Here is a 25,566-nt window from a genome sequence, read left to right as displayed (position 1 = left end):
TTATCGACGGGGGAACGTTCTACAAGTCGTGACGTGCTCCGTACATTGCGTCACCCAAGTCACAGTGCGCGGCTCCGCTCTTGTTGGAGATCCTGCACTGTGCTGGAATTCCACGGACCGCCGCACGTTTCAGCCGGCGCGCAGGGCGCAACGTAGCGCCGCGCGGTGGTGCCGTTCTCTCGGCCAGAGAGAGCAGCCCGCCGGTCATTTCACGACCGCCATGGGGGACTCAGCGGTCCCCCATAAGACTCGACACCGTCCCGCCGAGGTGGGACGCCTGGTCCAGAGGTTGCGACGCTAGTGCAGGGACGTTTCAAGAGGGATGGCAGCGCTGCGGCGGACCCGGAGCTGCGCGGCGGGACAGACCGCGCCTCCTCGCCCCAGCGCGCCCAGAGCAGCGGTTCCGCCGGGGGCACTCTGCCCGTCGACGGGGGCGGTCAGGCGCCGGGCAATGACGCCGCGGACAGCAAGCCCAAGGCGTCGAAGGGCGCCAGTGGCCCCGGTTCGCGAATAGCGCTGCGCAACTGGCGCATCAGTACCCGCCTGGTCTCCCTGCTCGCGCTCCCCGTGGTCGCCGCGACCACGCTGGGCGGCATGCGCATCGGCACGTCGCTGGAGAACATCGACCAGCTCGACAAGATGCAGCTGCTCACCGAGATGACGCGGCAGGCGACCGAGCTCGCCGACGCGTTGCAGGTGGAGCGGGACAAGTCTGCCGGTCCGCTGGCCGGCAGCGGCAACTCCAAGGACGATGCGAACGTCGTCGCGCCCCGTGAGGCGACCGACCGCGCCAAGCTGTCGTTCAACCAGGCCACCGGCGACATCCAGGGCCAGGACGCCACGATGGCCGGTGTCCGGGCGACCGTCCTGGAGATCGGCCGCCAGCTCAACACCCTCAACGAGATCCGCGGCAACGCCTACCAGGACGGCGACAACTCCGCGCGGACCGTCACCAGCTACAACCAGCTGATCAAGTCGCTGCTGGACCTGTCCCAGGACATGGCGCAGGCGACCAGCAACCCGGAGATGATCCGCAGTACCCGTGCGCTGGCGGCGTTCTCGTCGGCCAAGGAGTACGCGTCGATCCAGCGGGCCCTGGTCAGTGCCGGCCTCGCCCACAAGGGCGGCCCGCAGCTGTCCACCAACGACCGGCTGGCCGGCCGTAACGCCGAGGACAGCGAGAAGGCGGCCCGTGACCGCTTCTCGCAGATCTACACCAACAACGCCGGCGCGCTCACCCGCGGCCTGGACGGCAACAACGACGAGATCAAGGCCGCGGTCGCCTTCGCGCACCGGGCCTTCGCCAGCGGCTCCGGCATCCGCAGCCAGGACTACCGCTACCTCGACTGGTACGACTCCGACACCGTCAAGATCGACGAGATGTCGCGGATCGAGACCACGCTGCTCTCCGAGATGGAGCAGAAGTCCCGCGAGCTGCGCAACCAGGCCACGCAGGAGGCCATCCTCAGCGGTGCGCTGATCCTGCTCGTCCTCGGTGTCTCGCTGGTCGGCGCGTTCGTCGTGGCGCGGTCCATGGTCCGCTCGCTGCGCCGGCTCCAGGACACCGCGCAGAAGGTCGCCCAGGACCGCCTGCCCGAGCTGGTCAAGCAGCTGTCCGAGTCGGACCCGCAGGACGTGGACACCTCCGTCGAGTCGGTCGGTGTGCACAGCCGGGACGAGATCGGCCGGGTGGCCGCGGCCTTCGACGACGTGCACCGCGAGGCGGTCCGCCTCGCCTCCGAGCAGGCGCTGCTGCGGGGCAACGTCAACGCGATGTTCACCAACCTCTCGCGCCGTTCGCAGGGTCTGATCCAGCGTCAGCTCTCGCTGATCTCCGAACTGGAGTCCCGCGAGGCCGACCCGGACCAGCTGTCCTCCCTCTTCAAGCTCGACCACCTCGCCACCCGTATGCGCCGTAACGGTGAGAACCTCCTGGTCCTCGCCGGTGAGGAGCCGGGGCGCCGGTGGACGCGGCCCGTCCCGCTGGTCGACGTGCTGCGTGCCGCCGCCTCCGAGGTGGAGCAGTACGAGCGGATCGAACTCAACGCCGTTCCGCAGACCGAGGTCGCCGGCCGGGTCGTCAACGACCTCGTGCACCTCCTCGCCGAGCTGCTGGAGAACGCCACCTCGTTCTCCTCGCCACAGACCAAGGTCAAGGTCACCGGTCACGCGCTGCCCGACGGCCGGGTCCTGGTCGAGATCCACGACACCGGTATCGGTCTGTCGCCCGAGGACCTGTCGTCCATCAACGAGCGGCTCGCCAGCCCGCCGACCGTGGACGTCTCGGTGTCCCGGCGCATGGGTCTGTTCGTGGTCGGCCGCCTGTCGCTGCGGCACGGCATCCGTATCCAGCTGCGGCCCTCCGACTCCGGCGGCACCACCGCGCTGGTCATGCTGCCGGTGGACCTCGCCCAGGGCGGCAAGAAGCCGGTACCGAGCAACGCGAAGAGCGGCGGCGACGTCGGCGGCGCGCCCGCCAGCCGGCTCGCCGGGCTCCAGCCGCGCGGCCAGGTCGGTTCCGGCCCCTCGGCCGGCGGGCGCCCCGCGCTGCCCGGCCGCGGCGGCCCCGGCGGCGGTGCCCCGAACGCCTTCGGTGCCTCGGCGCCGGCCGGCCGTACGGCGCCTCCCGGCGCAGGCTCCCCCGGCGCCCCGGCGCAGGGCGGCGAGGCCCGTCCGGCCGCGGGACGCCCCACCGGCTCGCGTCCCTCGCTGCCCACCCGCGGCGCGGACAACGGCCCGGCGCCCACCGTGGCACCGCCCACCGGCGCACCGCGCCGCGAGGAGCGTCCGCAGCTGCCGGCGCGGGGTCCCGCGGCCGAGCTGCCCGGCGGTTCGCCCGCCGGCCAGGGCGGTCAGGGCGGCCAGGGTGCTCAGCAGCCCGGCGGCACCAGCTGGGGCGCGCGCCGTGAGCGCGGCGGCTCCGACGACTGGCCGCTGGCGCCCCGCGAGGCGCAGGACCGGCCGCGCGGCCACGAGGAGCCGGAGAGCACCGGCAGCTTCGAGCGGCCCGCGCCGAGCGGCGGCCCCGGTGACACCGCGGCGTTCGCCCGTCCCGACTTCAACGGTCCGCCGCCCGCCGCGGACGGCTCCCAGGGCGGGCGTGGCCCGCAGGGTGCGCGTCCGGCCGGCCGGGGTGCGGGCAACGGGCCCGGCGACACCGGGCAGTTCGCCCTTCCGGACAGCGACACGGGTCAGTACGACACCGGTCGGTACGAGACCGGGCAGTACGACACGGGTCGGTACGACACCGGCCAGTACGAGACGCCCCGGTCCCCGCAGGCCGACAGCGACACCGGCCAGTACGAGCGGCCGAACAGCGAGACCGGGCAGTACGAGCGGCCCGGCAGCGACGCGGGTCAGTACCAGCGGCCCGGCAGCGAGACCGGTCAGTACCAGCGGCCGAACAGCGACCGCGGCGGGTACGCCGACGAGTCGCAGGGCACCGGGCAGTTCCCGGTGCAGCAGCCGCAGGACAGCGGTGCGCCGTCCGCCGATGTGCTCGGCGGCGCGGACGCCGGTCCCGGGGACGGCCGTACGCCGATCTTCGACACCATCGAGTCCAACTGGTTCAACACCCCTGCGGCCGCCGCGGCCGGTGTGCCGCCCCAGGATGCCGCCGAGCCCGAGGCCCCCCGGCTGCCCCGCCGCGGGTCCGCTCAGGACGGCGACGCCCGCAACGACGCACGCGGCGGCGCCCGCAACGACGCACCGGTCAACGGTGCGCGCAACGCGGCGCCCGCCGAGTCCTCCCAGTGGCGCAGTTCGCCGAACGACGAGACCTGGCGGCAGGCGGAGCAGATCCGCCAGCCCGCCGCGGGTGGTATCACCACCTCCGGGCTGCCCCGCCGGGTCCCGCGCGCGAACCTCGTCGCGGGCACCGCGCAGCAGCAGTCCAACCAGAGCGGTCCGCAGGTCTCGCGTGCGCCCAATGAGGTGCGGGGGCGGCTGACCAATCTCCGTCGGGGTATCCAGCAAGGCCGGCAGGCCGGGTCGTCGTCCACCGGCACCCACGGCGTTGTCGATCCCACTCACCAGCAGGAGCGTTAGTTGAGTCCGATGAGCCAGGCGGCGCAGAATCTGAACTGGTTGATCACCAACTTCGTGGACAACACCCCTGGGGTGTCGCACACGGTGGTGGTCTCCGCGGACGGGCTGCTCCTCGCGATGTCCGAGGGCTTCCCTCGCGACCGTGCCGATCAGTTGGCGGCGGTGGCCTCCGGCCTGACCTCGCTGACCTCCGGCGCCTCCCGCATCTTCGAAGGGGGAACGGTCAACCAGACCGTCGTGGAGATGGAGCGGGGGTTCCTCTTCATCATGTCGGTCTCGGACGGATCGTCGCTGGCCGTGCTCGCACACCCCGAGTGCGACATCGGTCTGGTCGGCTACGAGATGGCGCTGCTGGTCGACCGCGCAGGCACGGTCCTGACGCCCGACCTCCGCGCCGAACTGCAAGGCAGTCTGCTGCACTGACGCGGCGCCCGCAGCGCCGCACCGTTCAGCACCACCACATCCATGAGCCGCACCCCCCACCGGCCCAACCCGACGACAGTCAGTTGTCCCGCCCGGAGGACCCATGACCCCGCCACCTGCCACTTCCGGCCCGTACGGCGCGTACAGCCAAGCGCCGTACGGGAGCGAAGGTGACCAGCCGCTGGTGCGCCCGTACGCCATGACCGGAGGCCGGACCAGGCCGCGCTACCAGCTCGCCATCGAGGCGCTGGTCAGCACGACCGCCGACCCCTCTCAGCTGCCCGGGCTGCTGCCCGAGCACCAGCGGATCTGCCACCTGTGCCGTGAGGTGAAGTCGGTTGCCGAGGTCTCCGCGCTGTTGCACATCCCGCTGGGTGTGGCGCGGATTCTGGTCGCGGACCTGGCAGAGGCCGGGATGGTGGCGATCCACCAGCCCGGTGGCAGTGGTGAGGCCGGCGGCACGCCGGATGTGACCTTGCTCGAGAGGGTGCTCAGTGGACTTCGCAAGCTCTGACAGCGGATCCGACGGGAACAGAGCCCCCGCCACGACCTCCGCCAAGATCGTGGTGGCGGGCGGCTTCGGCGTGGGCAAGACCACGTTCGTCGGAGCCGTCTCGGAGATCGATCCGCTGCGCACGGAGGCCGTGATGACCTCCGCCTCGGCGGGCATCGACGATCTCAGCCACGTCCAGGACAAGACCACGACGACCGTGGCGATGGACTTCGGCCGGATCACGCTGGACCAGGACCTGATCCTGTACCTCTTCGGTACGCCGGGCCAGGACCGTTTCTGGTTCATGTGGGACGACCTGGTCCGTGGTGCCATCGGCGCGGTGGTGCTGGTCGATACCCGCCGTCTCGCCGACTGCTTTGCGGCGGTCGACTACTTCGAGAACAGCGGTCTGCCGTTCGTCATCGCCCTCAACGGTTTTGAGGGCTACCAGCCCCATACTCCGGACGAGGTGCGTGAGGCACTTCAGATCGGCCCGGGGGCCCCGATCATCATGACCGACGCCCGCCACCGGGGCGAGGCCAAGAGCGCGCTCATCACGCTCGTGGAGCACGCGCTGATGGCGCGGCTCCAGTAGGACCACCGGCGGCCCGCCCCGCACCGGGTGCGGGCCGTACGGCAATTGTCACCGGCGGGGGCGCACCCCCCTGCCCTGGGCGGGTTCCCGGCATCCGTGAGTGGATCTGTGTCCTTCGACACGCCCACAAATTTGCTTCATAACGTTTCGACAGTGAATCAGCGGGCTTTCGACACCCCGTGCGCATGCCCGGCTTCGCTGCGCTCACAAATCTCTTGCACTTTGGCGCGGCTCGCCCTTAACGCCCCTTTTATCTAAGGGCCTTTCGCCCCTGCTCCAGCTTTACCCAGTGTTTGGAACGCACCGCCCTGACGTGCTGAAATTCGCTGAACTCCGGAGTAGGAACGCCCAGAAGAAACGGCACAGCAAATAAGTGCCGGCGCCGAGAGGTTGTTGGTCGAGTGAGGCGAAGCAAGGCGAGCCCCGAGCCGCAGGAAACGCGGCGGGGCAACTTCACCCCGCCACCCAGAGGTGGCCTACCGGCTTCCGACGCGCCCGAAAATACGGTCGCGAAGCCTCCGGTAAGTGGCGGCAAGTACTCCCCGCGCAACTGGCGCGTGGCGACCCGCCTGAACGCCATTCTGCTGATCCCCGTACTGGTCGCCCTGGTCTTCGGCGGTCTGCGGGTGGACAGCTCGTTCGGCACCTGGCAGGAAGCGCAGGACGCGGAGAACACCGCGAAGCTGGTGCGCGCCGCAGCTTCCTACAGCACCGCCCTGATCGATGAGCGGGACCGCACCGCGGCACCGCTGCTGAAGGGCAAGAAGGACGACCCGGTCGTCCAGCAGGCGCGGGACGCCACCGACAGCGCCGCCGACACCTTCCACGAGGCCGCCAAGGCCATACCGGACAAGCCGGGCCTCAAGCGCCGTCTCGCCGTGTTCGAGAAGGTCGAGCCCAAGCTCCAGAAGCTGCGCCAGGCCGCCTACACCTCCAAGCTGCGCGGTGTGCAGACCGAAGAGGGCTATGTCGAGGTCCAGCACCCGCTGATGGAGTTCGCCAACGAGCTCGGCCTGGGCACCGGCAACATCACCTCCTACGGCCGTACGGTCTACGCCATCGCGCTGGCCAAGGCCGCCGAGTCGCTCCAGCGCTCCATCGGCACCCACCTCCTGGTCGACCCGGCGACCCCGCAGGGCGGCAAGGAGCACAAGCTCCAGCTGACCGCCTTCGCGTCGTACCGCTACCTGGAGGGCATCGCCATCGGCGAGTACACCTCCGGCGGTACGCCCGAGGACGTCGAGCGGCTGAACAAGGACGCCGGCGCGCTCAAGCAGGCCGCGCGGCAGAAGATCGCACGGGCGAAGGCGCAGGCGCAGGCCGCAGGACAGCCGTTCCGCACCCCGCCGTCGATCGACCAGATGGGCACCCTCATCGCCACCGGCGCGGCGCCGGAGACGCTGAGCGTGCGGGGCATCACCTCCGACACCTACTTCGCTGCGGCGACCGGCAAGTTCGACATGTACCGGTCCATCGAGAAGGACCTGGCGGACAAGGCCGTGAACGAAGCGGCCCAGATCTCCGAGGACGCCCGGCAGTCCACCTTCGTCGACTCCGGCATCGTGCTGGCCGCGCTGATCATCGCGTTCGTCGTGGCCGGTCTGATGGCGCGCCGGATGAGCCGCAACATGCGCCAGCTGCGTACCGCCGCCTTCGGCATCGCCGAGCAGCGGCTGCCGATGCTGGTCGACCAGCTCTCGCGGACGGACCCGGGCCGGGTCGACACCCGTGTGCAGCCCATCCCGATCTCCACCACCGACGAGATCGGCGAGGTCGCCCGCGCCTTCGACCAGGTGCACCGCGAGGCCGTCCGGCTCGCCGCCGAGCAGGCGCTGCTGCGGGGCAACGTCAACGCGATCTTCACCAACCTCTCGAGCCGTAACCAGGGCCTGATCGAGCGCCAGCTGGAGCTGATCACCGACCTGGAGAACAACGAGGCGGACCCGGACCAGCTGGAGAGCCTCTTCCGGCTCGACCACCTCGCCACCCGTATGCGGCGCAACGGCGAGAACCTCCTCATCCTCGCGGGCGAGGAGCCCGGCCGCCGCTGGAACCAGCCGGTGCCGCTGATCGACGTCGTGCGGGCGGCGACCTCCGAGGTCGAGTCGTACGAGCGGATCGAGCTCACCGGCGTCCCCGAGAGCGAGATCCACGGCACCGCCGTGACCGACCTCGTGCACCTTTTGTCCGAGCTGCTGGAGAACGCCACCACGTTCTCCTCCCCGCAGACCAAGGTGCGGGTGGCCGCGACCCGGCTGCCCGACGGCCGGGTCATGATCGAGATCCACGACAAGGGCATCGGGCTCACCCCCGAGGACTTCGCGGACATCAACCACAAGCTGGCCAACCCGCCGAGCGTGGATGCCGCGATCTCCCAGCGCATGGGCCTGTTCGTGGTCGGCCGGCTGGCCGACCGGCACGGGATCCGGGTGCAGCTGCGCCCCTCCGGCGAGCAGGCGGGCACCACGTCCCTGGTCATGCTGCCCGAGGCGATCACCCACGGTGGTGGCGGCGAGGAGCAGTACGAGGACGACTTCACGGTCTCCCGTATCGTTCCCGAGCACCAGCAGGCGCCGTACGAGCACCAGCAGGCGTCGTACGAGAACCACCAGCGCACCGCCGCCGAGCTGGGCTTCGACGACACCCGCTACGGCCGCGCGGACGCCGGGGACATGGATATGGTGGGCCGCTCGCTGCTCCGCGAGGAGCGCCGGGCCGCCCTGGAGTCGCAGACGGCCGGTGAGCAGGAAGCCGAGTACCAGGAGGGCGAGCGTCCGCTCTTCCGGGACGAGGCGCCGTCCGGCGGTGCCTACCAGGACTACCCCTCCCAGGCATATGCGGAAGCCGATCAACCGCTCTACGACGACCGGTCGCACGGCAACCAGGCCTTCGGCCAGCCGAGCTTCTCGGAGACCACCGGCCAGCAGCCTTTCGTCTCCCACGAAGCGGCACAGCCGGACGAATGGGCCGAACGCCCCGCATTCGAGGGCTACTTCGGGACCGAAGCGGAATCTGACCGGAATACAACTGCCGCTCCCGCTGACGCGCCCGAGCGCGTACCATTCGAGCGTCCGGGCCCCACACCGAGCGACGCCCCGTCGCTGACGGACGCCGGCCTTCCGCGCCGCGGAGGCCGCGACCAGCAGGCACCGCAGGTGCAGCAGCAACGGAGCGCGCCGGAGACCGGCCAGGACGGCTCCGACTGGCGCAGCTCCAACGATGATCGCTGGGAGCGGGCGGAGCAGCTGCGCGAGCCGAAGGCGGGCGGAGTCACCTCTTCCGGCCTCCCCCGGCGGGTGCCCAAGGCCAACCTGGTCGAAGGTGCCGCGGAGCAGACGCCGCAGGGCGGCCCCCAGGTCTCCCGTGCCCCGGAGGACGTCCGCGGCAGGCTGAGTAACCTGCGCCGCGGAGTCCAGCAGGGACGCAACGTCGGAACGGACCCCAACGGGGTCCCCCAGAATGACCAACAGGGCTACGGCCCCGGCAGCACCTACGATCAGGAGCGTTAGTGTGAGCCCGATGAGCCAGGCGGCGCAGAATCTGAACTGGTTGATCACCAACTTCGTGGACAACACCCCTGGGGTGTCCCACACGGTCGTGGTCTCCGCGGACGGGCTGCTCCTCGCCATGTCCGAGGGTTTCCCTCGTGACAGAGCCGATCAGTTGGCGGCGGTGGCCTCCGGCCTCACCTCGCTGACCTCCGGCGCTTCCCGCATCTTCGAGGGCGGGAGCGTCAACCAGACCGTGGTGGAGATGGAGCGCGGTTTCCTCTTCATCATGTCCGTTTCGGACGGATCGTCGCTGGCCGTGCTCGCACACCCCGAGTGCGACATCGGCCTGGTCGGTTACGAGATGGCCCTGCTGGTCGACCGCGCGGGCACGGTGCTGACGCCGGATCTGCGCGCCGAACTCCAGGGCAGCCTTCTCAACTAACAAACAGGCAGTGCGTTTCCCGCCACCGCGCCTTATGGTTCGGTGGCGCGACCGGCGTCAGACAGGCAAGTTGGAGGAGGAGACGTGGCAACGCCCCCGAGCGGATACCCGTATGGTTCCGGACAGGAGTCCGGGCCTGTGGGCGAGACCCATAACAACCGCTTCAACTTCCCGTCTGCGCCGAGCCGCCGGCCGCAGCGGCCCCCGCAGCAGCAGCCCCGGCCGTACGACTCCCAGCCGTACGAGCCGTCGGTGTACGACCAGCCGCAGGCACCGCGCATCCAGCCGGTACAGCCGCAGCGGCGCGCGCCCGAGCCCGCTCCCACGGGTGCGAACAACCCGCTCGTGCGCCCGTACGCCATGACCGGAGGCCGGACCAGGCCGCGCTACCAGCTCGCCATCGAGGCGCTGGTCAGCACGACCGCCGACCCCGCGAAGATGCAGGGCCAGCTGCCGGAGCACCAGCGCATCTGCCACCTCTGCCGTGAGATCAAGTCAGTTGCCGAGATCTCCGCGCTTCTCTCCATCCCCCTCGGCGTCGCCCGGATCCTCGTCGCCGACCTGGCGGAGGCCGGACTCGTCGCCATCCATCAGCCCGGCGGGGACGAGACCGCCGGCGGACAGCCAGATGTGACACTGCTCGAAAGGGTGCTCAGTGGACTTCGCAAGCTCTAGCGGTGCAGCCCGCTCCACCACCTCCGCGAAAATCGTGGTGGCGGGCGGCTTCGGCGTGGGCAAGACCACGTTCGTCGGGGCCGTCTCAGAGATCAATCCGCTGCGTACCGAAGCCGTGATGACTTCCGCCTCGGCGGGGATCGACGACCTCACGCACGCGCCGGACAAGACGACCACGACCGTGGCGATGGACTTCGGCCGGATCACGCTGGACCAGGACCTGATCCTGTACCTCTTCGGTACGCCGGGCCAGGACCGTTTCTGGTTCATGTGGGACGACCTGGTCCGTGGTGCCATCGGCGCGGTGGTGCTGGTCGATACCCGCCGTCTCGCCGACTGCTTCCCCGCGGTCGACTACTTCGAGAACAGCGGTCTGCCGTTCGTCATCGCCCTCAACGGCTTCGACGGACACCAGCCCTACACGCCCGACGAGGTACGTGAGGCGCTTCAGATCGGCCCGGACGCGCCGATCATCGTGACGGACGCCCGGCACCGCAGCGAGGCCAAGAGCGCGCTCATCACGCTCGTGGAGCACGCGCTGATGGCGCGCCTGCGCTAAAAGGCGCCGGACCGCGGACGGGCTCCCCGTGCCCGCACGCCGCGTATGACGAAAGGCCCCCACACCGGTCAGGTGCGGGGGCCTTCGTCGTGTCCGGCCGCCGGTGGGGCTCAGCGCAGGGTGGTGCCGACGGCCGTGAGGATCAGCGCGAGGGAGACCGCCCCGGCGTCCGGGTGGCCGTGGCCCAGCGCGCCCATCCGGGCGGCGCGGCCGCGGGCCGGGACGAGCTGTGCGGTGTCGGCGGCGGCCCGGGTGGCGGCCTCGGCGGCCGCCTGCCACGCCGTGGGCAGCGCCTGCCCCGCGCGGGCACGCAGTGCGCGGCGGAAGGGGTCCAGGGCGTCCAGCATCGTCTTCTCCCCCACGGCGGCGCCGCCGAGTTCGCCGACGGCCCGCTGGGCGGCGTCGGCGGCGTCGGCGAACAGCGCGCTCGGGGAACCGCCGCGGCCCGCCGGGGCCTTGCTCAGTACGGCGCCGGTTTCGGCCAGCAGAGCGCCGTACAGGGCCCCGGACGCGCCGCCCGAGGCGTCCGCCAGGGCGAGGCCGGCGGTGAGCAGCGCGGTGCCGGCCGAGTGCGGGTCGCGGGCCGGCCCCGGCTCGGCGGCGCGGGCGGCGGCGACGGCGGCACGCAGCCCGCGGACGATGCCGATGCCGTGGTCGCCGTCTCCGGCCACCGCGTCCAGCCGGCCCAGTTCGTCCTCGTCCGCGGCGACCAGGTCCAGGGCCGCTTGCAGCGCCTTCGTCACGGGCAGGTCTTCACCGGGGGCGCGGCCGCCCCCTACGGGACCGGCCGCCTCGTCCCGTACGGGCCCGGGCACCTCGGCCCGTGTGTCATCCTCGGCGGTGTGGGTGCCCGGCAGGCTGCGGAAGGCCGGGGTGTCGCAGGGGGCGTCGTAGAGCTCGCCCAGCTCCTCGTCCAGCGGCATCAGGGACAGGGAGACCCCGGCCATGTCGAACGAGGTGACGAACTCCCCCACTTCGGGCCGGTACGGACGCAGGCCCGCCGCCCGCAGCCGCTCGTTCACCCGCCGGTAGACCACGAACATCTCCTCGTACTTGGTGCGGCCGAGCCCGTTGAGGAGCACCGCCACCCGGCCGTCGCCGCCCGGGGGCAGCTCCGGCAGCAGGTTGTCGACCAGCTCGTCGGCCAGTTCGGCGGCGGTGAGGTGGCGGGTGGTGCGCAGGCCCGGCTCGCCGTGGATGCCCATGCCCAGCTCGGTGGTACCGGCGCCGACGGAGAACAGCGGCTCGCTCGCGCCGGGCAGGGTGCAGCCGGCGAACGCGGCGCCGAAGGTACGGGTCATGGCGTTGGCGCGGGCCGCGAGGCGGGCGACGGTGTCGAGGCCGTCACCGCGTTCGGCGGCGGCGCCGGCCACCTTGAAGACGAAGAAGTCGCCGGCCACTCCGCGGCGGTCGCGGGACGGGTCGGTCTCCTGGCCCTCCACGGGCGGCGGACCGCTGGCGACATCGTCGGTGACCAGCACCGTACGGGTCTCGATGCCCTCGGCGGCGAGCCGGCGGGCGGCGAGGCCGAAGTGCAGTACGTCTCCTGCGTAGTTGCCGTAGCTGAACAGGACGCCGGCCCCGCCGTCCGCGGCCTTGGCGGTGCGGTAGACCTGTTCGGCGCTGGGGCTGGCGAAGACGTCGCCGATCGCGGCGGCAGCGGCGAGGCCGGGGCCGACCAGTCCGGCGAAGGCGGGGTAGTGGCCGGAGCCGCCGCCGATGACGACCGCGACCCGGCCGGGCCGCGGTGCGTGGCGGCCGACCACGCCGTAGGCGCCCGGGACCCGGCGGAGGGTGCGTGCGTAGGCGTCGGCCAGTCCTTCGATCCAGTCCTCACGGAAGGTTTCGGGGTGGTGTCCGAGGCCGGCGGGGGTGGTGGTCATCAGGGCGCACTCCTTTGTTCTCTCCCTGTTGGATTTAACACCTACATCACAGATACGTCACCCCTGAGGGCGGAGATCCTCGCCAATCTTGTGAGAATGACGGCCTAGAAAGTCCAGCATCACATCTTGCATGTGAAGTTCTCAGGATTCATGCTGCTCGCATCACACCCTCTCCCCCCACCCCCTCCCCCTCCCCTTTTTTCCGGCCTCGCAGATCCCGCTCCAACGGAGGCGCGACATGGCACCATCCACCCTCCCCGACCGGCTCGGCATCCCCAAGGCCCTGGTCCTCGGCTATCTCGGCGTGCTGCTGTTCATGGTCGGCGACGGCGTGGAGTCGGGATTCATCGCGCCGTACATGGCCGACCACGGCGCCGGGACCGAGATCCATGCCTCGTATGTGATCACCGCGTACGGCGTCACCGTGATGCTCGCCTCCTGGCTGTCCGGCGCACTCTCCGACCTGTGGGGCCCGCGCCGGGTGATGCAACTGGGCCTGGCCGTATGGATCGTCTTCGACCTGCTCTTCCTGACGCTGGCGCTGGCGCCGCACAACTACCCGCTGATGCTGGTCTTCTACGGCCTGCGCGGCTTCGGCTATCCGCTCTTCGCGTTCGGCTTCCTCGTCTGGATCACCGCGACCGCGCCCGCGGCCCGGATGGGCACCGCCGTCGGCTGGTTCTACGTCGCCTTCACCGGCGGACTGCCGACCCTCGGCTCGCTGGTCGCCGGGGTCACCAACCCCTGGTTCGGCCGCTTCGGCACCCTGTGGGTCGCGCTCGGCATCATCGCGATCGGCGGGGCGTGCTGTCTGCTGGGCGTGCGCGAGCGCACCGGCTTCGCCCGCCTCGCCCCGGCCGGGGTCCGGCCCGTGCAGTCGCTGCTCTCCAGCCTCTCGATCGCCTGGACCCACCCCAAGGTCGCCGTCGGCTGCGTCGTCCGCATCATCAACACCGCGCCGGAGTTCGGCTTCCTGGTCTTTCTGCCCAGCTTCTTCTCCAAGGAGCTGGGCTTCGGCGAGGGCCGCTGGCTGACCCTGCTCGCCGTCATCTACGGCACCAACGTCCTGTGCAATCTGCTGTTCGGCGTCATCGGCGACACGATCGGCTGGCGCCGTACGATCGCCACCTTCGGCGGCCTGGGCTGCGCGGTGACGACCCTGGCCCTGTACTTCGTCCCCAAGGTCGTCGGCGGCCACTACTGGGTCGCGATCGTGGTCGGCATGCTCTACGGCATCACACTGGCCGGGTTCGTCCCGATCTCCGCCCTGGTGCCGGCCCTGGCACCCGAGAACAAGGGCGGCGCGATGGCGCTCCTCAACCTCGGTGCGGGCGGCGCCGCCTTCGTCGGCCCGGCCGTCGTCAGTCTCTTCCTCGGCCCGCTGGGACCGGGCGGCGTGGTGCTGATCTTCGCCGGGCTGTATGTCGTGTCCGCGCTGCTGACCCTCTGCCTGACGCTGCCGGACGAGCCGGCGGCGCCCGCTCCCCCGGCCGCGCCGCCGGTCGGACAGACGGCCCTGCGCGCCTGACCGGGGGCCCGTACGCCGGTGCGTACGGGCCCCCTTCGTCACCCGGGCCTCACTTGCGCGCGGGGCACTGCTTCCATGCGAAGTGGTACAGGGTGTTGATGCTGCCGTCGGTGGAGTCCATGGCCATGTAGCTGGTGGCCTTGGGGTCCGCCGACTTGGCGTCCACCCTCATCTCGGTGTTGATGTTGAAGTAGCGCTCCTCGCCGCAGGGTGCGTACACGAGCGCGTCGACGTCGGTCTCGTCCGAGGTCTGCCAGTTGGAGTCGTACGGGCCGGTGAAGGTGTGGCTCTTACGGGCCGTCTGCTGCTGGCCCTGGAAGTAGTAGCCCGCCTGCTCCAGCCCCCGGGCGCCCGGCGCCAGGGACGCGTAGCCCCGGTAGTCGGCCCGGGCGACCGCGTAGGTGAAGCCCTGCGGGACATGGACGTTCAGCGCGATCTGGCAGTTCTTGCGGGAGTCGGTCGGCTTGCTGCCGGCGCCCGCCTGGGCGAGGTACTCGCTGTAGGTGACGGTGAAGGCGGTGTTGTCGGGGGCGATGGCCACGGCGGCGCTGCCGGGTCTGCAACCCGATCCGTTGACCGTGGCGACGGTTATGGTGATCTTTCCGGTCGGCGGGTCGTCGCCGAACCGTGCGGTGGTGGTGGGGGATGCCGATCCGGCGAGGAGCAACGATGCCACTGCGGCACCAGCACTGAGCGTGCTGAGCATGGGCTTTCCTTCCGGTGGTCCTAGGGCCCGCGGTGCGGGAACACCAGGAGTGGGATGACGAGCGCATGCCAGCACGGCGGTGGCGGCTTGAACAGCTCTGCTCCCCAGGGTTGGGGCGAACCTACGCCTTGATCCGGACGCCACATGCCAAACCGGAACACCGCGTCCGAAAACCGATGAGGCCTCATATCCCGTTGCTTGTGCGGCTGTTGGGCGGCATATCCCTTACCCGGCTGCCGCGGCCGGGCACCAGGCCGCGGTCGCCGTGCCCGAACCGGCCCTCCACCACAAAACGGCGAGGGGCCCGCATCTGCGGGCCCCTCGCCGTTCGGTTAAGCGCTCAGCGCTGCCAGCTGGTCGCTCCGTGGAAGCCGTTCTGGCGCTCGAGGCGGCGCCAGCGGGCGGCCGTGGCGTGCGGGCGGGCCGGGGCGGCGGCCGGCTGGTGGGCGGCGCGGGCCAGCAGCACGGCGGTCAGGGCGGCGAGCTCTTCCTCGCTGGCCTGGCCCTTCTCCACGCGGATCGGGTCGGTTCGGTGGGCAGGATTCACGGTGTCTTCTCCGTCGTCGCGGTGGCGTCGTGCCGGGTGCGGGTGCGGGGCGTGGCTACTGGGGCGGGTTGCCGTGCTTACGGGCGGGCAGATCCGCGTGCTTGGTGCGCAGCATCTCCAGGGCACGGATGAGCGTGTGGCGGGTTTCGGCCGGGTCGATGACGTCGTCGACCAGGCCGCGCTCGGCCGCGTAATAGGGGTGCATCAGCTCGGACTTGTACTCCTTGACCATGCGCACCCGCATGGCCTCGGAGTCGTCCGCCTCGGCGATCTGCTTGCGGAAGATGACGTTGGCGGCGCCCTCGGCGCCCATCACCGCGATCTCGTTGGTGGGCCAGGCGTAGGTCAGGTCGGCACCGATGGACTGCGAGTCCATGACGATGTAGGCGCCGCCGTACGCCTTGCGCAGCACGAGCGAGATCCGCGGGACGGTGGCATTGCAGTAGGCGTAGAGCAGCTTGGCGCCGTGCCGGATGATGCCGCCGTGCTCCTGGGAGACGCCCGGCAGGAAGCCGGGGACGTCGAGCAGGGTGACGATCGGGATGTTGAACGCGTCGCACATCTGGACGAAGCGGGCGGACTTCTCGGACGCCTCGATGTCCAGCACACCGGCCAGCGACTGCGGCTGGTTGGCGATGATGCCCACGACCCGCCCGTCGAGCCGGGACAGCGCGCAGATGATGTTGGTCGCCCAGCGCTCGTGGACCTCCAGGAACTCGCCGTCGTCGACGATCTCCTCGATGACCTTGCGCATGTCGTACGGGCGGTTGCCGTCGGCCGGGACCAGGTCCAGCAGGGCGTCACCGGAGCGGTCGGCGGGGTCCTCGCAGGGCACCGACGGCGGGTTCTCCCGGTTGTTCGCCGGCAGCAGGGAGAGGAGGTAGCGGACCTCTTCCAGGCAGGTGGTCTCGTCGTCGTACGCGAAGTGGGCCACGCCCGACGTCTCGGCGTGCACATCGGCGCCGCCCAGGCCGTTCTGGGTGATCTCCTCGCCGGTCACCGCGCGCACCACGTCGGGGCCGGTGATGAACATCTGCGAGGTCTCGCGGACCATGAAGACGAAGTCCGTCAGGGCCGGGGAGTAGGCGGCGCCGCCGGCGCAGGGGCCGAGCATGACGGAGATCTGCGGGATGACACCCGAGGCCTTGGTGTTGCGCTGGAAGATGCCGCCGTAGCCGGCGAGCGCGGAGACGCCCTCCTGGATACGGGCACCTGCGCCGTCGTTCAGCGACACCAGCGGGGCACCGGCCTGGATGGCCATGTCCATGATCTTGTGGATCTTGGTGGCGTGGGCCTCGCCCAGCGCGCCGCCGAAGATCCGGAAGTCGTGCGCGTAGGTGAACACGGTCCGGCCGTGCACGGTGCCCCAGCCGGTGATCACACCGTCCGTGTAGGGCTTCTTCGCCTCCAGGCCGAAGCCCGTCGCCCGGTGCCGCCGCAGCGGCTCGACCTCGTTGAACGAACCCTCGTCCAGCAGCAGCTCGATCCGCTCGCGGGCCGTCAGCTTGCCCTTGGCACGCTGCGCTTCGGTGGCACGCTCGCTGGGGCCTCGCCGGACCTGCTCACGGATGGCGTGCAGTTCGGCGACGCGCCCGCGGGCGTCGTTGGCGCCGGCGGGCACATCTTCGACAGTGGTCATGTATCGACGGTACGTGGGGGAGGCGCCGCACACCGATGTCGGTTTCGTACAACGTCGCATGCGATTTGGTGGGCAGGCAGTACAGAACCGTGCTGTACGGGCCCCGCGTCCCGGCGTCCGTTCGGGTGGCGGCGCCGCCCCGCGTCTGTATGGGGTCGACAAACAACGGCGGAGTGATGTTGTCGCGACCGGCTGATCGGGCGCGGACGGCCCGGTCAGCCCAGCCGCACCGTGCAGGTGTGGGTGGCGCAGCCGGTGCCGGGGTTCACGCGCAGCCGCAGGGCGCGCCCGGTGGCGAGCACCTCGATCGCCGGGTCCTGGGCGAGCACCGCGCGTACCGGCCGTGACCAGGAGATCTCCAGCGTGTCGCCGGTGCGTTCCGGGGCGGCGGCGCACAGCCGCGCCGTGCGGCCGCGCCCGTCCGGCCGCCGCCCGCGCCGCTCACGGACCAGCACGCTCGCCGGGCCGCTGCTGGTGAGCGGGCCCGCGCTGCCGGCCCGCCAGAAGTTGGCGGCCGTTACGCCGAGCGGGTCGACGGCGATCGCCTGCCGCCCGGAGTCGTTGGCGAGCACGGTCAGCCAGCGCCGGTCGGCGGCGCGGGCGGCGAGGGTGCGGGCGGTGGCGCCCGGCATGAGGAGGTAGGCGTAGCCGGCGTCGGCCGGGTCGGTGCCGTGGTCGTGCCAGAGCGTGAGGTAGCGGCGGGTGAAGGGCTGCGGGGAGGAGGTGGTGTTGATGTCGTGCCAGGAGCCGGTGCGGTCCTCGCGCAGCGCCTTCAGGGGGGCGCCGCCGGGGAAGACGTAGCCGCCGTGTCCGGCGAGGTGAGCCCAGTGGGCGCGGGAGAAGGAGGTGGTCGTGCCGGGTGTGCCGGGCTGTCGTACGCCGTCGACGGTGAGCTGTGCGGTGCCGGACCCGCCCAGGCGGCGGTTGTCGACGACCGTCTCGGCGGGCACCCCGTCGCGGGAGGTGATACCGGCGCCCAGGCAGACGACGCAGTCCGCGAGGGCGAACCAGGATTTCCTGGCGGTGAGGGTCGAGGCGAGGCCGCGGAGGTCCTGGCCGATCGCGGCGAATGCGCCGTCGGTGGTGCCGCCGACCCAGCGCGCGGCGGGCTTCGGCTCGCCCCAGCCGCCGCCTTCGTTATCGGCCAGCCGTTTGGTGGAGACGGTCGTGCCGGGGAGCCGGTAGGGGTCGACGGTGGGCCAGAAGGCGTCGGTGTACTGGTCGCCCCCGGAGTCGCCCCCGGAGTCGGCGCCCCACCAATAGAGCATCCCGGCGCCGGTGTGCCAGCCGTGCGGGTTCTCGCCGTTGCCGTTCTCGTAGTACGTGATGCGGTCGGAGGCCATGGCCAGGCCGGCGGCCCAGCCGGGGCCGCGGTGCACGGCGCGGTCCATGGCCGGGAAGAGCCGGTGGCCAACGGGCTCGGGGGCGGCGGCCGTGGGGCCGTCGGCGATCTTCCGGAGGCGGGCGAGGTCGGCGACCGTGTACTGCCGGTCGGTGAGGACCGGCAGTGTACGGTCGCGGGCGATCCAGCCCTTGATCATGGCGTGCCAGCGGTCCCGCTCGGCGTCGCTCGCGCCCTGGGCGAGGAGCGCGATGGCGGCGATCAGCGCATGGCCGTGGTAGTGGTCGCTGCGCAGGACGTGCCGCTCGTCGCTGCGCAGATAGCCGCGGCTGACGGCGCGGCCGTTGACGAGGTCCATCATCAGGCCGTTGTGGAGCAGCGGGGCGTAGGCCCGCTCGACGCTGTGGAGGACGATCTGCCGTGCCGGATCGGTGACCTGCCAGGACGAGCCGCCGAGCAGGGTGAACAGCCGGCCCAGACCGTCCAGCAGGACATAGCCGTAGGTGCCGGAGTAGGCGACCCAGGTGTGCTGGACGAAGGAGCCGTCGGCGTAGAGGCCGTCGCCCTTGGTGACGTAGGGGAAGACCGGTGAGAGGGCGTCACGGGCCAGCGCGATCTTGGCGGGGGCGCGGCCGAGGATGCCGCGCAGTGCCACCACCCGGCACAGGTCGACACGGTTGGCTCCGGTGCTGGTCCCGGTGTAGTCGCCGAGCATGGTGTCGGGGACGAAGTGGTCGACGGCGGCCAGGCAGCGGGCGCGCAGCTCGTCACCGGGGCCGCCGTCGGGCAGGTGCTCGTCGAGGAGGGCGAGGGTGTCGAGGAGGAGTCTGGGGCTGCCGATCTGCCACTCCCACCAGTTGCCGTAGCGGGTGGTGGCGGTGTGGTAGACGGTGTCGTCGAGGTGACCGAGTCCCGCGACGAGGGCGGCGGCGAGGCCGGGGTCGCCGGTGCGGCCGGTGCCGGGCTGGACGTAGGCCTGGGCCATGGTGGCGAGCCGGCTGTAGCTCTGGGTGATGCCGGACGGCGGGTCGTAGCGGCAGTCCGGCCAGAGGGAGCCGGCGGCCGGGCGCATGCCCGCCTGGAAGGTGCTCGCGAGGGCGCCGGTCTCCTGGAGGGCGGCGGCGTACGGCGGGGCGGCGGGGTCGAAGCCGCTGCCGAGGGTGAGCTCGCACCAGCGGCCGCGGAGGGTGGCGAACTCGTCCGCGGCAGCGGCGGCCGGCCCGGGGGTGGCGTGGGCGGGGCGGGCGGCGAGGCCGAGCGCACTCGCGGTGGCGGTGGCGAGAAATCCTCGGCGTGACCAGACGGACGTGGCGGAGACAGGCGGCACGGTCGGTCCTCTCCATGGCGTCAACTGGGCTGTGGCGCTGCGCACTTGGGAGTTCCCGATGGTCTAGCACGAGCCGTCGTCCAGCGGCAATGACCGCGCCGGAACGCCGCCCGCCACCCGTCCGGCGGAGCTCACCCGCCCAGAGAGGTTGAATGTTGAACCAGATGCCGTTACGGTGAATCTCGTTGAAGCTTAAACAAATCCTGCGCACCCACCCGGTGCGCCGTCTTCGAGGAGGAGCCATGGCTCTGTTCCACCGCAAGCGCACCGCCGACACCGGCGACACCACCGCCCCCGCCGCCCGTGCTGCCGTCCTCGACGCGGACCCCGCGCTCGCGGCGCTGACCGGCGACTACACCATCGACCCGGCACACAGCAGCATCGGCTTCACCGTCCGGCACGCCATGGTCACCAACGTCCGCGGCGCGTTCGGCGAGTACGAGGGCGCGCTCCACCTCGACGGCGCCGACCCGTCCCGCTCCACCGCGTCCCTCGATGTCAAGATCGCCAGCATCGACACCGGGATCGCGGACCGCGACGGCCATCTGCGCAGCGCCGACTTCTTCGACGCCGAGACGTTCCCGCTGATGACCTTCCGCAGCACCGCCGCCGAGCGGGTGTCGGACGACCGCTACCGGATCACCGGCGACCTGACCCTCCGCGACGTCACCAAGCCGCTCACCATCGACCTGGAGTTCCACGGCTCGGCCACCGACGTCTACGGCGCCGAGCGGGTCGGCTTCGAGGGCAGCGCCGAGATCCTGCGCTCCGACTGGGGCCTGACCTGGAACGCCGCGCTGGAGACCGGCGGGGTGATGGTCAGCGACAAGGTCAAGCTCACCTTCGACATCTCCGCCGTCAAGGCCGCCCCGCAGGCCTGACCCGCCCGGCCCGTCACATGACCGCGGCCCCGCACGACCCCTCCCCCGGGGGCCTTGCGGGGCCGCGGTCATGCCGCCGGCGCGGCGCTCACTCCTGCGGCTCGACCCCGGCCCGCAGCAGCCCGTACGCATAGGCGTCGTCCAGCGCCTGCCAGGACGCGGCGATGACGTTCTCCGCGACACCGACCGTGGACCACTCGCCCCGGCCGTCGCTGGTGGAGACCAGGACCCGGGTGATGGAGCCGGTGCCCAGGGCGCCCTCCAGGATGCGGACCTTGTAGTCCACCAGCTCCATGTGGGCCAGCTGCGGATAGATCCGCTCCAGGCCCACCCGCAGCGCCCGGTCCAGCGCGTTGACCGGGCCGTTGCCCTCGGCGGTGGCGACGATCCGCTCGCCCTTGGCCCACAGCTTCACGGTCGCCTCGTTGGCGTGCGTACCGTCCGGGCGGTCCTCGACGATCGCCCGCCAGGACTCGACCCGGAAGTAACTGCGCGGCCGGCCCCCTTCCGCCCGCTGGAGCTCCTCCCGCAGCAGCAGCTCGAAGGAGGCGTCGGCGGCCTCGTAGGTGTAGCCCGCCAGCTCCCGCTCCTTGACCCGCGCGACGACCCGGCCGACCAGCTCGCGGTCGTCGCTGAGGTCGATGCCCAGCTCCTTGCCCTTGAGCTCGATGGAGGCCCGCCCGGCCATGTCGGAGACCAGCATCCGCATGGTGTTGCCGACCAGTGCCGGGTCGATGTGCTGGTAGAGGTCGGGGTCGACCTTGATCGCGGAGGCGTGCAGTCCGGCCTTGTGGGCGAAGGCGGAGACACCCACATAGGGCTGGTGGGTGGAGGGCGTGAGGTTGACGACCTCGGCGATGGCGTGCGAGATCCGGGTGGTCTCGGCGAGCTTGCCCTCGGGCAGCACCGGGCGCCCGTACTTGAGCTCCAGGGCGGCGACGACCGGGAAGAGGTTGGAGTTGCCGACCCGCTCGCCGTAGCCGTTGGCGGTGCACTGGACGTGCGTGGCACCCGCGTCCACCGCGGCCAGGGTGTTGGCGACGGCACAGCCCGTGTCGTCCTGGGCGTGGATGCCCAGCCGCGCGCCGGTGTCCGCGACGACGGTCCGTACGACGGCGGTGACCTGCGCCGGGAGCATGCCGCCGTTGGTGTCGCAGAGCACCACGACATCGGCGCCCGCCTCGCTCGCGGTGCGCACCACCTGCTTGGCGTAGACCGCGTCCAGCGCATAGCCGTCGAAGAAGTGCTCACAGTCGAGGAAGACCCGGCGGCCCTGGGCGCGCAGGTAGGCGACGGTGTCCCGCACCATCGCGAGGTTCTCCTCCGGCGTGGTCCGCAGCGCCAGCTCCACATGCCCGACATGCGACTTGGCGACCAGCGTGATGACCGGGGCCCCGGACTCCAGGAGCGCGGCGACCTGCTGGTCGTCCTCGACCCGGACGCCGGCCTTGCGGGTGGCGCCGAACGCGACCAGCTGGGCGTGCCGGAAGTCGATCTCCTCGCGGGCGCGCTGGAAGAACTCGGTGTCCCGCGGGTTGGCCCCGGGCCAGCCGCCCTCGATGAAGCCCACCCCGAACTCGTCGAGGTGCCGCGCGATGGTCAGCTTGTCGGCGACGGTGAGGTTGATGCCCTCGCGCTGTGCACCGTCGCGGAGCGTGGTGTCGAAGACGTGGAAGTCGTCGGACACCGCGCCGGCGGGCCGGGGGGCGGGTTCTTGTGCGTCCGTCATGCTGGTCTGGCTCCTGTCGGGATCTCGGTCTACCGGAATAACCGGTTCCACCGTCCCTCCATGATCCCTCGCGCTCCGCCTCCGGTGAGGTGTGGACCGGAAACGAAAAAACCTCTCGCGGGTGCGAGAGGTCTGCGCGCGGGTCTGGGACGACGGCGGCCACGCCGTACTCGGTTCGTACGGGGTGGTCACTGCGGACCGGCGCGCCTGCTGCCAATAATCATGGCGAACGAGAGCACGGTCCGGAGTGTGCCACACCCCCGGGCCGGACACACGGAAGTCTCACGATGCGGTCGGACTGTCCACCGCCGCCCAGCGGCGGAGCGCGGCGGTGGCCCGTGCGCGGTCCCGGGGCGCCAGCTTGTCGATGCTCGCGAGGTGGTTGGTGTGCGGGGCCAGGTAGACGTGCGCGTCCCGGCTGCCCCGGCCCGTACGGAAGGGCTCGGCCCGGGCGGGGTCGTTCTCGCCGTACACGAAGAGCAGCTCGCTGCCGTGCTGCCGTACCCAGCGGTCGATGTCGGGCATGGCGTCCGGCTGGAAGCGCAGCGGAATGCCGCGCGGCACATAGGTGCGCATCTCCTGGATTCCGGGGTAACGCAGCATTCCGGCCAGGTGCGGGGCGGCGAGCGAGACAAAGCCGAGCTGGGTGCCCAGCTGGTAGTAGGACGCGGTGACCGGGGCCAGGTGGCGGTCGGAGTAGGCCGGGAGACGGGTCACGCCTTCGAACCAGGCGAACAGCGCGTCGCCGTCGGCCGACGGCCGGGGAATGCCGCCGCAGCCGTCCGCCTCTTCCTTCTGCATCCAGAAGACCATGGGCAACTGGAGCGCGGTGAGTTCCAGTACCCGGTCGGCGCCGCCGATGGTGCGGAACGTGTAGCCCTGGCCCGCGGCCCAGCGGGTGAGGCGGCCCGTCATCTCCGCTCGCCGGGCCCCGAGCATCGCGCGCTGCACCGCCATGAGCGCGCTCCGGCAGGCGGGAGAGCCCACCCGCCGCAGGAAGCGGTCCTCGGCGGTGTCGTCCCGGTCGTCGGTGTTGTGGGGCGCCGAGTACGCGACGGAGCCGGCCACATCGTGCGGGTAGAAGCGCCGGTGGTAGACGGTGGCCATACCGCCCTTGCTGCCGCCGGTGGAGATCCAGGCGGCACGGTAGACCGTCTTGAGGGCCCGGATCAGCCGGTGGTGATCGCTCGCCGCCTGCCGGATGTCGAGTTTCGACCAGTCGGTGGGGCGGGGGCGGGACGTGCCGAAGTACCGCTGCTCGACGCCGAGCTGGTTGCCCTCCAGGATCCGGGTCGGCTCGGCACGGAAGGCGGGGTCCTGGTAGGTGAGGTCGTAGCCGTTCGTATAGAGGACCATCGGCCGGGCGGTGGACCGGTGGAGCAGCGACAGCCGCTGCTCGAAGCTGCCCTTGCCGGGGTGCCGGTGGTCGACGGGCTGGCGGTAGGCCAGCGCGAAGGAGCGGTAGCCGGCCGGGGCCGGGTTCTCCTTGACGACCCGCATCCCCGGTACGGCCGCGATCCTGGCGCGGATGTCGTCGGCGGCCGGGCGGGACACGGCCGCCGGCGACATGGCCGGGGGCGTCCCGCCGGTCCGGGCGGTCGCCACGGACGGCGCCGCGACGCCCGGGGCCAGCAGGCCCGTCAGCAGCAGCGGCAGGAGTAAGTGCCTGGTGTTCTTCATGCCGTCCAGCCAAGCCGCACGGCGCCGGACGCGGATCCCCCGGGAACGGCAAACGGCCTCCCCCGCGTGGGGGAGGCCGCTCCCGGCCGGGGCGAACGCTCAGTCGGCGACGGGTTCCCCCACTCGCGCCTTGCCGGCTCCCGCATCCTCGTCCTGCTTGCCGACGCGGTGCAGATCGATGGTGCGGGTCTCGCGCATCGTGATGTAGACGATCAGCGAGACGGCGGCGCAGCCGGCGACGTACCAGTAGTAGCCGGACTCGATGCCGCCCTCCTTGAACCACAGCGCGACATATTCCGCGGTCCCGCCGAACAGCGCGTTGGCGATGGCGTACGGCAGGGCCACGCCCAGCGCACGGATGCCGGTCGGGAACAGCTCGGCCTTCACACAGGCGTTGATCGAGGTGTAGCCGGTGACCACGACGAGCGCCAGCAGGGCGAGTCCGAGGGCCGGCCAGAAGCTGCCGGCGTGCTTGAGCATCGTCATGATCGGCACGGTCAGGAACGTCGAGCCCACCGCGAAGGTGATCAGCAGCGGACGCCGCCCGATGCGGTCGGACAGCTTTCCGGCGAGCGGCTGGATGCACATGAAGATGAAGAGGGCGCAGAAGCTGACCAGGGAAGCGGTCGGCTTGGACAGCCCGGCGCTGCCCGAGAGGTACTTGGTGAGGTAGGTCGTGTACGTGTAGTACGCGACCGTGCCGCCCATGGTGAGCGCGATGACCAGGAACGCCTCGCGCTTGTGCGCCAGCAGCGCCTTGATCGTGCCGCGCGAGGGATCGGCGTTGGCGCCCTCGTCCTCGGCGTAGACCTCGGTCTCCAGCATGTTGCGGCGCAGGTAGAAGACGATGCCCGCGCCCAGCGCACCGACGATGAACGGGATCCGCCAGGCCCAGCTGTGCAGCGCGTCCTCGGACATGGTGCGCTGCAACAGGATTTGCAGGCCGAGGCCGAGCAGCTGGCCCGCGGTCATCGACACGTACTGGAAGCTGGAGGCGAAGCCGCGCTGGCCGGGCGCCGACGCCTCGGTGAGGTAGGTGGCGCTGGCCGCGTACTCCCCGCCGACCGACAGCCCCTGGAGCATCCGGGCGAGGAGCAGCACGGCCACACCGCCGTAGCCCGCGACCTCGTAGGTGGGCGCGATGGCGATCAGGATCGCCGAGGCGGACATCAGCGTGACGGTCAGCGTCAGCGCGGCCTTCCGGCCCTTGCGGTCCCCGACCCGGCCGAGCACCCAGCCGCCCACCGGACGCATGAAGAAGCCGACGGCGAAGATCCCCATGGTGTTCATGAGGTTCGCGGTGTCATTCCCCTTCGGGAAGAACGAATCCGCAAAATAAACCGCAAAACTGGCATAAACGAACCAGTCGAACCACTCGACCATGTTGCCGGCCGACCCGACCCAGATCTTCTTCCATTGCTCTCGTCCCATAGCCGGTTACGGTCTCGGACCCGAAGGCCCTGGGCAAGAGCACGGGCCGCAACGATCGCGGGTACTTACGTACGTTGTGGTCATGGGGAGACCGGGGTCCGGAACCCGACCCCACCACCACGACCGCCGGAGGCGCGCCCCCGCCCGA

Annotated in this window: 18 protein-coding genes; 10 read left to right on the top strand and 8 right to left on the bottom strand. The window is 71.1% G+C overall.

What is annotated here, in order from left to right:
- Positions 1–300: 300 nt before the first annotated feature.
- From M8I34_RS06085 to M8I34_RS06050, 8 genes are all read left to right on the top strand, one after another.
- The gene (locus M8I34_RS06085; RefSeq protein WP_250048251.1) at positions 301–4,047 is read left to right on the top strand and encodes a nitrate- and nitrite sensing domain-containing protein; all 3,747 of its coding nucleotides are present in this window, start codon (positions 301–303) and stop codon (positions 4,045–4,047) included.
- A gap of 9 nt (positions 4,048–4,056) precedes the next feature.
- Positions 4,057–4,470: a roadblock/LC7 domain-containing protein gene (locus M8I34_RS06080; protein WP_018087200.1), complete on the top strand. Its 414-nt coding sequence runs from the start codon at positions 4,057–4,059 to the stop codon at positions 4,468–4,470.
- 103 nt (positions 4,471–4,573) lie between these two features.
- Positions 4,574–4,984: a DUF742 domain-containing protein gene (locus M8I34_RS06075; protein WP_030087818.1), complete on the top strand. Its 411-nt coding sequence runs from the start codon at positions 4,574–4,576 to the stop codon at positions 4,982–4,984.
- A complete protein-coding gene (locus M8I34_RS06070; RefSeq protein WP_244418547.1) occupies positions 4,965–5,558 on the top strand; it encodes an ATP/GTP-binding protein in 594 nt (197 codons plus the stop codon). The genes M8I34_RS06075 and M8I34_RS06070 overlap by 20 nt, the downstream gene beginning before the upstream one ends.
- Positions 5,559–6,115: 557 nt before the next feature.
- Positions 6,116–9,067, top strand: a complete 2,952-nt coding sequence (locus M8I34_RS06065; RefSeq protein WP_374210860.1) for a nitrate- and nitrite sensing domain-containing protein — start codon at positions 6,116–6,118, stop codon at positions 9,065–9,067.
- Positions 9,068–9,077: 10 nt separating this feature from the next.
- The gene (locus M8I34_RS06060) at positions 9,078–9,491 is read left to right on the top strand and encodes a roadblock/LC7 domain-containing protein (protein ID WP_018087204.1); all 414 of its coding nucleotides are present in this window, start codon (positions 9,078–9,080) and stop codon (positions 9,489–9,491) included.
- Between the two features lie 84 nt (positions 9,492–9,575).
- Positions 9,576–10,166 (top strand): DUF742 domain-containing protein, encoded by a 591-nt coding sequence (locus M8I34_RS06055; protein WP_374210859.1) that lies wholly within the window; start codon positions 9,576–9,578, stop codon positions 10,164–10,166.
- On the top strand, positions 10,147–10,725 hold the full coding sequence (locus M8I34_RS06050; RefSeq protein WP_159469791.1) for an ATP/GTP-binding protein: 579 nt from the start codon (positions 10,147–10,149) through the stop codon (positions 10,723–10,725). The genes M8I34_RS06055 and M8I34_RS06050 overlap by 20 nt, the downstream gene beginning before the upstream one ends.
- A 110-nt stretch (positions 10,726–10,835) precedes the next feature.
- Here M8I34_RS06050 and M8I34_RS06045 read toward each other — a convergent pair whose 3' ends face one another.
- Positions 10,836–12,608 carry a dihydroxyacetone kinase family protein gene (locus M8I34_RS06045; protein WP_250048249.1) on the bottom strand — a complete coding sequence of 591 codons (1,773 nt, stop codon included), beginning with the start codon at positions 12,606–12,608 and terminating at the stop codon, positions 10,836–10,838.
- A 238-nt stretch (positions 12,609–12,846) separates the two neighbouring features.
- Here M8I34_RS06045 and M8I34_RS06040 point away from each other — a divergent pair, with 238 nt between their 5' ends.
- Positions 12,847–14,136 carry an MFS transporter gene (locus M8I34_RS06040; RefSeq protein ID WP_250048248.1) on the top strand — a complete coding sequence of 430 codons (1,290 nt, stop codon included), beginning with the start codon at positions 12,847–12,849 and terminating at the stop codon, positions 14,134–14,136.
- Positions 14,137–14,185: 49 nt separating this feature from the next.
- On the opposite strand, the gene M8I34_RS06035 is transcribed toward M8I34_RS06040, so the two are convergent.
- The 4 genes from M8I34_RS06035 to M8I34_RS06020 form a co-directional block, all read right to left on the bottom strand.
- Complete coding sequence (locus M8I34_RS06035; RefSeq protein ID WP_030084166.1) at positions 14,186–14,842, bottom strand: DUF4360 domain-containing protein; 657 nt, start codon at positions 14,840–14,842, stop codon at positions 14,186–14,188.
- Between the two features lie 340 nt (positions 14,843–15,182).
- Complete coding sequence (locus M8I34_RS06030) at positions 15,183–15,389, bottom strand: acyl-CoA carboxylase epsilon subunit (RefSeq protein ID WP_018087208.1); 207 nt, start codon at positions 15,387–15,389, stop codon at positions 15,183–15,185.
- Positions 15,390–15,444: 55 nt separating this feature from the next.
- Positions 15,445–17,028, bottom strand: coding sequence for an acyl-CoA carboxylase subunit beta (locus M8I34_RS06025; protein WP_244418551.1), 1,584 nt, complete (start codon positions 17,026–17,028; stop codon positions 15,445–15,447).
- A gap of 215 nt (positions 17,029–17,243) precedes the next feature.
- On the bottom strand, positions 17,244–19,697 hold the full coding sequence (locus M8I34_RS06020) for a polysaccharide lyase 8 family protein (protein ID WP_250048247.1): 2,454 nt from the start codon (positions 19,695–19,697) through the stop codon (positions 17,244–17,246).
- Between the two features lie 242 nt (positions 19,698–19,939).
- Between M8I34_RS06020 and M8I34_RS06015 the strand changes: the two genes are divergently transcribed.
- On the top strand, positions 19,940–20,578 hold the full coding sequence (locus M8I34_RS06015) for a YceI family protein (protein WP_250048246.1): 639 nt from the start codon (positions 19,940–19,942) through the stop codon (positions 20,576–20,578).
- A gap of 88 nt (positions 20,579–20,666) precedes the next feature.
- Here the strand turns inward: M8I34_RS06015 and cimA are convergent, their stop codons facing one another.
- The 3 genes from cimA to M8I34_RS06000 all read right to left on the bottom strand — a co-directional run bounded on the left by cimA (position 20,667) and on the right by M8I34_RS06000 (position 25,418).
- The gene (gene cimA, locus M8I34_RS06010; RefSeq protein ID WP_244418554.1) at positions 20,667–22,307 is read right to left on the bottom strand and encodes a citramalate synthase; all 1,641 of its coding nucleotides are present in this window, start codon (positions 22,305–22,307) and stop codon (positions 20,667–20,669) included.
- A 282-nt stretch (positions 22,308–22,589) separates the two neighbouring features.
- Positions 22,590–23,987 carry a S28 family serine protease gene (locus M8I34_RS06005; RefSeq protein WP_250048245.1) on the bottom strand — a complete coding sequence of 466 codons (1,398 nt, stop codon included), beginning with the start codon at positions 23,985–23,987 and terminating at the stop codon, positions 22,590–22,592.
- Between the two features lie 99 nt (positions 23,988–24,086).
- Positions 24,087–25,418: an MFS transporter gene (locus M8I34_RS06000; protein ID WP_250048244.1), complete on the bottom strand. Its 1,332-nt coding sequence runs from the start codon at positions 25,416–25,418 to the stop codon at positions 24,087–24,089.
- Positions 25,419–25,566 lie beyond the last annotated feature (148 nt).

It is taken from the genome of Streptomyces sp. MCA2, from assembly GCF_023544705.1.
GTDB lineage: Bacteria > Actinomycetota > Actinomycetes > Streptomycetales > Streptomycetaceae > Streptomyces > Streptomyces decoyicus.
This window is presented reverse-complemented; position numbering and strand designations above follow the sequence as displayed.

Excerpts from the sequence above, each read along its gene's own strand:
- M8I34_RS06000 (WP_250048244.1), bottom strand. The coding sequence starts at position 25,418 with ATGGGACGAGAGCAATGGAAGAAGATCTGGGTCGGGTCGGCCGGCAAC.
- cimA (WP_244418554.1), bottom strand. The coding sequence starts at position 22,307 with ATGACGGACGCACAAGAACCCGCCCCCCGGCCCGCCGGCGCGGTGTCC.
- M8I34_RS06035 (WP_030084166.1), bottom strand. The coding sequence starts at position 14,842 with ATGCTCAGCACGCTCAGTGCTGGTGCCGCAGTGGCATCGTTGCTCCTC.
- M8I34_RS06015 (WP_250048246.1), top strand. The coding sequence starts at position 19,940 with ATGGCTCTGTTCCACCGCAAGCGCACCGCCGACACCGGCGACACCACC.
- M8I34_RS06045 (WP_250048249.1), bottom strand. The coding sequence starts at position 12,608 with ATGACCACCACCCCCGCCGGCCTCGGACACCACCCCGAAACCTTCCGT.
- M8I34_RS06025 (WP_244418551.1), bottom strand. The coding sequence starts at position 17,028 with ATGACCACTGTCGAAGATGTGCCCGCCGGCGCCAACGACGCCCGCGGG.
- M8I34_RS06080 (WP_018087200.1), top strand. The coding sequence starts at position 4,057 with ATGAGCCAGGCGGCGCAGAATCTGAACTGGTTGATCACCAACTTCGTG.
- M8I34_RS06075 (WP_030087818.1), top strand. The coding sequence starts at position 4,574 with ATGACCCCGCCACCTGCCACTTCCGGCCCGTACGGCGCGTACAGCCAA.
- M8I34_RS06005 (WP_250048245.1), bottom strand. The coding sequence starts at position 23,987 with ATGAAGAACACCAGGCACTTACTCCTGCCGCTGCTGCTGACGGGCCTG.
- M8I34_RS06040 (WP_250048248.1), top strand. The coding sequence starts at position 12,847 with ATGGCACCATCCACCCTCCCCGACCGGCTCGGCATCCCCAAGGCCCTG.
- M8I34_RS06060 (WP_018087204.1), top strand. The coding sequence starts at position 9,078 with ATGAGCCAGGCGGCGCAGAATCTGAACTGGTTGATCACCAACTTCGTG.